At 63.0% G+C, this 8,750-nt stretch carries 4 protein-coding genes and 2 pseudogenes; 3 read left to right on the forward strand and 3 right to left on the reverse strand.

What is annotated here, in order from left to right; all coding sequences use genetic code 11:
* Positions 1–319: 319 nt before the first annotated feature.
* The gene (locus M0954_RS12505; protein WP_122154773.1) at positions 320–1,360 is read right to left on the reverse strand and encodes an aldo/keto reductase; all 1,041 of its coding nucleotides are present in this window, start codon (positions 1,358–1,360) and stop codon (positions 320–322) included.
* A gap of 226 nt (positions 1,361–1,586) precedes the next feature.
* Positions 1,587–3,737: pseudogene (locus tag M0954_RS12510) on the reverse strand (ATP-binding protein).
* A 251-nt stretch (positions 3,738–3,988) separates the two neighbouring features.
* On the opposite strand from M0954_RS12510, the gene M0954_RS12515 reads away from it, so the two are divergent.
* Genes M0954_RS12515 through M0954_RS12525 form a run of 3 tightly spaced genes read left to right on the forward strand, consistent with a single transcriptional unit; the run spans position 3,989 to position 8,473 of the window.
* A complete protein-coding gene (locus M0954_RS12515; RefSeq protein ID WP_297353539.1) occupies positions 3,989–5,245 on the forward strand; it encodes an efflux RND transporter periplasmic adaptor subunit in 1,257 nt (418 codons plus the stop codon).
* A complete protein-coding gene (locus tag M0954_RS12520) occupies positions 5,242–6,807 on the forward strand; it encodes a DHA2 family efflux MFS transporter permease subunit (RefSeq protein ID WP_122154770.1) in 1,566 nt (521 codons plus the stop codon). The genes M0954_RS12515 and M0954_RS12520 overlap by 4 nt, the downstream gene beginning before the upstream one ends.
* A 1-nt stretch (position 6,808) precedes the next feature.
* Positions 6,809–8,473: an efflux transporter outer membrane subunit gene (locus M0954_RS12525; protein ID WP_297353540.1), complete on the forward strand. Its 1,665-nt coding sequence runs from the start codon at positions 6,809–6,811 to the stop codon at positions 8,471–8,473.
* Positions 8,474–8,492: 19 nt separating this feature from the next.
* On the opposite strand, the pseudogene M0954_RS12530 reads toward M0954_RS12525, so the two are convergent.
* Positions 8,493–8,750: pseudogene (locus M0954_RS12530) on the reverse strand (AI-2E family transporter); the annotation flags it as partial.

Here is an 8,750-nt window from a genome sequence, read left to right on the forward strand (position 1 = left end):
CGAGAGGCATTTACCGGACGCGGCAGTCCGCAAAACAGGGCCTGTGTTGCGGGTTATCCCTGGGGTGTTTCGCGCATACAACCTTTCTTTTAGCTTTCTTTATTCTTTCATTTAAGGTTAAATTGGGCCTTCGTCGAACGCGAGGAGACCTCTCTATATGTCGCACTTCATGCAAAGCGCGGTGACGCTGGGTGGTTGCATCGGCATGTTTACGCTGATCGTGACCATGATTGAAATGCTGAAGGGATAACAGCGCTCGTCTTCAGCCCGCGGCATCCCGCCACGAGCTGAAGACACACTACCCGCTATCAGATACAGGCTACAACGCCCCGCCTGACACCGGCGACGGATTGCGTTCCGCGAACCCTTCCTGATGCCAGTACGGATACACGGGCCGCACTGCGCTGGCAGCATCGAGCTTCGCCATCTGTTCGGCCGTCAGATTCCAGCCGACCGCGCCGAGGTTCTGCCGCAGTTGTTCTTCGTTGCGCGCGCCGATTAGCACCGTCGAAACCGTGGGACGTTGCAGCAGCCAGTTCAGCGCAATCTGCGGCACGGTCTTGCCGGTTTCGGCCGCCACTTCGTCGATCGCGTCGAGCACGCGGAACAGATATTCGTCCGGCACCGGCGGACCCATGTCAGCGGTCTTGTGCAGGCGGCTCTTCTCCGGCAACGGTTGACCGCGTTTGAGCTTGCCGGTCAGACGCCCCCAGCCGAGCGGACTCCACACCACCGCGCCCAGGCCCTGGTCGAGGCCGAGCGGCATCAACTCCCATTCGTAGTCGCGTCCCACCAGCGAGTAATACGCCTGATTGGCAACGTAGCGCGGATAGCCATAACGGTCCGCCACGTCCTGTGACTTCATCAGATGCCAGCCGGAAAAATTCGACACGCCGGTGTAGCGGATCTTGCCTGCCCGCACGAGATCGTCGAGCGTCGACAGCACTTCGACGACCGGCGTTTTGGCGTCGAAGCCGTGTAGCTGGAACAGGTCGATATAGTCGGTTTGCAGACGCTTCAAGGCGGCGTCGACGGCCTGAATCAGGTGGAAGCGCGACGAGCCGACACTGTTGGGCCCGTCGTCGAAACGGAAGGTGGCCTTGGTCGAGATGATGACCTTGTCGCGCTTGCCCTTGATCGCTTCGCCGAGCACGGCTTCGGATGAGCCTTTCGAATAGATGTCCGCGCTGTCGAACATCGTCACACCCGCGTCGAGGCAGATATCGATCAGACGGCGCGCTTCGGCGACATCGGTTGCGCCCCACGCCTCGAAGAATTCGCCCTTGCCGCCAAATGTTCCCGTGCCGAAGCTGAGCACCGGAACCTTGAAGCCGGACGCGCCCAAATATCTCTGTTCCATCGAATAATCTCCGTAAGGTTGCTTAGCATTTGCTGCTCGCTTACTGCTTATGTGCTGCTCATGCGCCGCTCGATTGCCACGCAATTTCCATCCTGCAACAACAGGGGTTGAGTCTACGCGCGTCCGCCAGATCGCGTTGGCGACGGCGGCAGCCGTGTAGAAAATTCAAATGGAGGTGCTGACCTTACCTGTGACGTACCTGCTCGCCGGGCTTACCCGGCGACCGCTACTCGCAAGTTACGAGCGCATGCAGCTCGTCGATATTGAAAGGCTTGGCGAGGATCGCCACGCCGATATGCCTGGCGCGGTCCAGTTCGTCGGCATAGCCGGTCATCAAGGCGATCTTCTGGGCGGGCCAGGAAATACGCACCCGTTCCGCGAGGTCGACGCCGTTCAGCTTGCCCGGCATCTGGATGTCGGAGAGCACCAGTTCGAAGGTTTCTCCGGCGGTGAGGACATCGAGCGCGCGATCCGCTGTCGCTTCGTGATGCACTTCGCATCCGAAGGTTTACAACACGGCCGCGATGCCGGCCGCGACATCCGCGTTGTCCTCCACCAGCAGCACCACGCCCTGCCCAACGGAGTGGTCGTCGCTGGTCGCCGTGTCGACCGCCGGCTGCGCCGCCCGTGCTTCGCGATAACGCGGCAAATACAGACGCACTGTCGTGCCGCTGCCCACCACACTGTCTATTTTTGCGGTGCCGCCCGATTGCTCGCACATCGCGAGCACCTGCGCGAGCCCGAGGCCGGTGCCCGAGCCGTGCAGCTTGGTCGTGAAAAGCGGCTCGAAAGCGCGGCGCGCCACCGCCTCGGCCATGCCCTCGCCGTCATCGGAACAGCTGATGAGCACGTATTCGCCATCCGGTAGCAGCGTGTCGCTCGACACCAGCCGGACATTCTGGCAGCGAATTGCGAAGCGCCCGCCGCGCGGCATCGCATCGCGCGCGTTGACCGCGAGGTTCATGATGGCGAACTCGAGTTCGGTCGGGTCGACCAGCACGCGCCAGATCTCGTCCATCAGACTGAGCTTCACCTGCACCTTGTCGCCTACCGCCGCGTCGATCAGCGTGGCAGCGCCGGGCAGCCATTTCACCAGCTGGACCGGCTCCTGTTTGAGCGGCTGCTTGCGCGCCACGCTCAAGAGGCGGCGCGTCAACGCCTCCGCCGTCGAGGTGGCGCGCTCCACCGCCTTCACCTCGTGTTCGATGTTGTTGAAGCCCTTGTGACGGGCCATCTGCATATTCGACGAGACGACCATCAGCAGATTGTTGAAGTCGTGCGCGACGTTGGCCACCAGGTTGCCGAGCGCGCCCATGCGTTGCAACTGACGGCTCGACGCCTCGGCGGAGAGCCGCATCGCCACTTCGCCCTGCCAGCGCTCCCAGGCCTGGCGCTCGGTCTCGAGCTGGCGCAGCGAGAAGAACACCAGCAGCCAGATGGCAATGCACGGCACCACCGTGATAGTGGCGATCAGGAAGAAGTGGTGCCACCACTGATCAAAGATCGCGGAGGTGGCATAGGCGCTCATGACATACAGCGGATAGTCGGCGACCCGCCGGAACGCCAGCAGCCGCTCGACCCCGTCGACGCTAGAAGTCATCCGCACGTGACCGAACAGTTCCTTGTCACGCAGCGCGTCGGTGAACGGCGTATGTGCCGACAGCTCGGTACCCGGTGGCCAGCCCGGATAGCGCACCAGCAACTGTCCGTCCTGGCGGTACAGGCCGAGTGCGAGCGATGGGTCGCCTCCTGTCAGGTCGCTGTAAAAGCGCGAGAAATAGTCGCTGCGCAGCGCGATGGAGACTTCGCCGAGGAAACGCCCGTCCGCCGTCGAGCGGGCCAGCGTCGTGTTGAACACATCGGTCTGCGAAACCTGACCGTACATCGGCAGCGAAAAGTAAGTCGACGGGCGGATCGCCTTTGCCGAGAGAAAGTCGTCGCGTGTGGCGATCGAGACGTCCGGAGCGGGATAAGCTCGGCTATTGACGAGCAGCTTGCCGGCCGGATCGAAGATCGCAATGGCCGCCACCTGCGGGAAGTCGCCACCAATCTCGCGCAGATGCTGGAAGATTTCGCCCTCGTGGGCACGGATCGCAGCCGCGTCGTCGTCATTGAGCAGGTCGAGAATGCGGGCGATGATCTGCTGGTTCAGATCGAGCACCTTGACAGCCTGCTCGTCGGTCACGCGCGCCAGCCGGTCGATCATATTGTCGGAATCGGCAATCCGGCGCTGATAGTCGAAGTATCCGTAGCCCGCAAGACACGCGAGCGGAAACAGGATCGAGGCTACAAACACCACGAGCAGGATGCGCCGCGTTGCAGCAAAGTTGCGTAACGGCAGGGGCAAGTCGACGACGGCGCGCTCCGCATGTTGCACGTGACGATCTCCTCTGACGAATCGATAAATTCAGTGTAGGTCGAACTGTTGGCTTGCAGGCGACGTGCCTGATACTGCGCGCGACCCTAATTCGGTTTCGCCTGACTGTACGACAGGCCGCGCCCAGACACAAACATATGGCGCGAACAGCAGGCTCTATGGCGTTCAAGGGCGTTGCGACGCGATCCGCAAGGCGGTTGGGCACAACGATTGCTGCCGCACCCGGCACCGCCCTATCGGAACGAACCGTCATGTCTGACCAGACCGCTCCATCCCACGGTGATGAAGACCAGCAACGCGACCGGCATTCCGGCGCCGGCGACTCCGGGCGCGCCGCGAGCGGCCAGGACGGCGCGAACGACCGGTCCACCAAGAACGACAACGGCAGCAAGAACGACAAGGACAGCAGTAACGGCAACAGCAAGGACGAAAAGGACGGCAAAGACGGCAAGGACGCGAACGGCTCCGGAAAGAACAAGAGCAAAAAGCCGCTGATCATTCTTGCCGTGGTGGCCGTGATCCTGCTGATCGGCGCGTTTATCTGGTGGTTCGCGACCCGCAACCAGGTCACGACCGACGACGCCTACACCGACGGCAACGCCATCACGATTGCGCCGCAGGTCTCGGGCTACGTGGTTCAGTTGGCGATCAACGACAACGTCTACGTGCACAAGGGCGAGCTGCTGGTCGTCATCGACAAGCGCGAGTACCAGGCCCAGGTGGATGCCGCTCAGGCCCAGTTGGGCCTCGCCCAGGCGCAACTGAATGCGGCCCAGGTGCAGCTCGATATCGCGCGGGTGCAGTATCCGGCGCAGTACCTGCAGGCCAAGGCGCAAACCTCTTCGGCCGAGGCCAACCTGAAGCAGGCGCAAGCTGCCTACGTGCGCCAGCATGCGGTCGACCAGCGCGCCACCTCGCAGCAGAACATCGACACCGCCGACGCGCAACAGCAAACCGCCCGCGCCAGTGTGCAGCAGGCGCAAGCCCAGCAGCAGACGGCGAGCCTCGTGCCGCAGCAGATCAGGCAAACCCAGGCGACGGTCGAAGAGCGCCGTCAGCAGGTTCAGCAGGCCGAGGCGCAACTCGAACAGGCCCGCCTCAACCTCTCGTACTGCGAAGTGCGGGCGCCGTCCGACGGCTGGGTTACACGTCGCAACGTGCAGTACGGCAGCTTCCTGCAAGCGGGCGTGTCGTTGTTCTCGATCGTTACGCCGGACGTATGGGTAACGGCCAACTTCAAGGAGTCGCAACTCGAGCGCATGCGCCCCGGCGACAAGGTGAACGTCGAGGTCGATGCGTATCCGAAGCTCGAACTGCATGGCCATATCGACAGCGTGCAGCTCGGCAGCGGCTCGGTTTTCTCGGCTTTCCCGGCGGAAAACGCGACGGGTAACTTCGTCAAGATCGTTCAGCGCGTGCCCGTCAAGATCGTGATCGACGACGGCATGCCGCGCGACCAGCCGCTCGGTCTCGGACTCTCGGTGTCGCCGAAGGTCTTCCTGAAATGAGCGAGGCCAACTGGAAGCCGGCAGGCAATCCATGGCTGATCGCGATCGTCGTGACGCTGGCCGCGTTCATGGAGGTGCTCGACACCACCATCGTGAACGTGGCGCTGCCGCATATTGCCGGCACCATGTCGGCGAGTTACGACGAAGCCACGTGGACCTTGACCTCCTATCTGGTGGCCAACGGCATCGTGCTGCCGATCTCGGGCTTTCTTGGCCGGGTGCTCGGCCGCAAGCGCTACTTCCTGGTTTGCATCATCGCTTTTACGATCTGCTCGCTGCTGTGCGGGCTCGCCACCAACCTGATGCAACTGATCGTGTTCCGGCTGCTGCAAGGGTTCTTCGGCGGCGGCCTGCAGCCGAACCAGCAGTCGATCATTCTCGACACCTTCCCGCCCGAACAGCGCGGCCGCGCGTTTTCGATTTCGGCGGTGGCGATTGTGGTTGCGCCGGTGCTCGGCCCGACGCTCGGCGGCTGGATCACCGACAACTTCTCCTGGCGCTGGGTCTTCCTGCTCAACGTGCCCGTGGGTATCCTCACCTCGCTGGCGGTGATGCAACTGGTCGAAGATCCGCCGTGGCGTAACAAGGACAGCGGCAAGCTATCGATCGACTATATCGGCATCACGCTGATCGCGATCGGTCTCGGCTGCCTGCAGGTGATGCTCGATCGCGGCGAAGACGACGACTGGTTTTCGTCGACGTTCATTCGCATCTTTGCAGCGCTGGCGGTGGCGGGCATAGCCGGGGCGATAGCGTGGCTGCGCTATGCGAAGAAGCCCGTGGTGAATCTGGCGTGTATGAAAGACCGCAACTTCGCGCTCGGTTGCGTCACCATGGCGGCCTTTGCGATGATGCTGTATGGCAGCGCTGTGCTCGTGCCGCAACTGGCACAGCAGCAACTTGGCTATACGGCGACGCTGGCGGGGCTCGTGCTATCGCCAGGCGCGATTCTGATCGTCATGGAGATCCCGCTGATCAGCCGCGCGATGCCATACATCCAGACGCGTTTTCTGGTGGCGACCGGCTTTTTGCTGCTGGCCTGCGCCCTCGCCTATTCGCATACGCTCGTGCCGTATGTCGACTACGACACGCTCGTCAAGATGCGTAGCGCGCAGTCGATTGCAATCGGCTTTCTGTTCGTGCCCATCACGACGCTTGCCTATCTGACCGTGCCGCGAGAACTCAATGACGACGCGTCGGCGCTGTTTACGATGTTCCGTAACGTGGCGGGGTCGATCGGCATTTCATTGTCCACCGCGTTGATCCGCGAACGCACCCAGGCGCGCATGGCGCATCTGTCCGTCCACATGTCGACACTTTCGCAAAACTATAACGACACGCTGCAGCGCACGGCGCATACGATTGCCGGCATGACCGGTCAGCCGCTTGCGCAGGCGATGCAAAGCGCCGCCGGGCAGCTCTACACGACCTTCATCTCGCAAGCGACCATTCTCGCTTACGTGGATGTGTTCGGCTACCTCGCACTTTTCTGCGCCATGGTCATTCCCGTGACGTTTTTCTTTTCTCCGGCCAAAGCCGCAGGCGGCGGAGGAGGACACTGATATGAGCCACGTTCGCCGCGTACGACGTGCCGCGCTCCGGCGTGCACTCCCCGTTGCACTTCCTCTTGCGGTTCTGCTCGGCGCTTGCTCGGTTGGGCCGCAGTTCCACACTCCGCAAGCCGACGTGCCAACGCAATGGCACGATCCGCAGCAGGCTGCCTCGGAGGCGTCGGCCCGTGCCGCAGCGCCTGCTCCTGCTTCGGCGCCATCGGTCGCATCCGTGCCCACCATGGACTCGGATCCCGATCCGCAGTGGTGGCGCAGTTTCGCGGATCCGACGCTCGATGGTCTGATCGACCGCGCTGCGCGCGACAACCTCGACCTGCAGGAAGCCGTGCTACGTATCGTCGAAGCACGCACCCAGGAGCAGAGCGCGGCCGCGCAAGGTCTGCCGAACGTGCGCGCGAGCGGCAGCTATCAGCGCGAACAGCTCGGTGCCAAGGGCTTTCTCGAGTCGGATGGCGTCTACAACAAGGTCGATCAGCTGGGCGCGCCGAACTCGCCGGTCAACCAGATCGCCCCGGGTGCGGGCGCTACGCTGGAAAACGGCGCCAACAATGTCCTTAACCAGCTGACCGCGCCGATCAACCTGTGGCAGGTCGGTTTCGATGCCTCATGGGAGCTGGATCTGTTTGGCCGGGTGCGCCGCTCGGTCGAGGCGGCGCATGCGCAAACCGAGGAAGCGGTGGAAAGCCGCAACGACGCGCTGGTGTCGCTCGAGGCCGAGGTCGCGCAAACGTACATGCAATTGCGCGGCGCCCAGGCGTTGCGGCAGATTACCCAGAGCCTCGTCGATCAGCAGCGCGATATCGTCGCCTTGACGCAAAACCAGGCGAAGGTGGGACTCGCGAGCCAGCTTGATGTGAAAAGCGCGGCGGCACAATACGCGCAGACGCAGGCGCAGTTGCCCCAGTACGATCAGCAGATCCAGCAGGCGCTCAATGGGCTCGCCTATCTGCTCGGCGAGCCGCCCGGGTCGCTCGCAGATGAATTGTCCGCGCATGCCGCGGTGCCACCTGTGCCGCCGAGCGTGCCGGTCGGCATGCCGTCGACGCTGGCACGCCGACGTCCGGACATTCGCCGTGCCGAGGCGAGTTTGCATGCGGCGACCGCCGATGTTGGCGTGGCGGTGGCGCAGTTCTACCCGGATCTCTCGCTGACCGGCCAGATCGGCACGCGCGCCACGAACGCGAGCGGCTTGACTCACTGGTCGAGCCTGTTCTACTCATTCGGGCCGAGCATCTCGCTGCCGATCTTCGAGGGCGGCTCGCTGGTGGCCAACCTCCATCTGTCGCAGGCGCAACAGCAGCAGGCTGCACTGGATTACCGCAAGACGGTGCTGATGGCGTTGCGCGACGTCGACAATGCCCTCGCCGTCTACCGCACCGATCAGGCTCGTCAGGTGTCGCTGGGCGATAGCGTCGCGGCGGAGCAGGCGGCCTTCGAACTTGCGCGCGACAGCTACCGTAAGGGTCTCGTCACCTTTATCAATGTGCTCGATGCAGAACGGCAGTTGAGCGATGCGCAGCAGCAGTACGCGCAGGAAACCATGCAGGTCAGCACTGACCTCGTGGCACTGTATAAGGCGTTGGGCGGGGGATGGCAACCCGCTGGGAACGCTACCGGCGCGACGGATGCGGCCCCGGCGAAAGCGCCGGGCGGTTAGGTCGACGGATATTCCGGAATCACGCCGCGATATCGTCGACGGCGTGCGCCGGTTCCATTTCCACAGCGACGGTGGCGGCGATCCGGCAGCACGCATTCAGCATGTCCTGCATCGACGTTGCGTAGCAGTCCGCACCGATCGCGCTTTGCAGATCGTCGCTCCACTTTTCTGGTTGTCCCTGCGGCCATAGTCCAACGACAATCGACGCATCGGGCCGACGCTGCCGAACCCGCCTGACGAGATAGCGCAGATGAGAGGGAATGCCATCGATGTTCAG

The sequence above is a fragment of the Paraburkholderia sp. genome (genome assembly GCF_026225065.1).
In the GTDB taxonomy this organism is placed as follows: domain Bacteria; phylum Pseudomonadota; class Gammaproteobacteria; order Burkholderiales; family Burkholderiaceae; genus Paraburkholderia.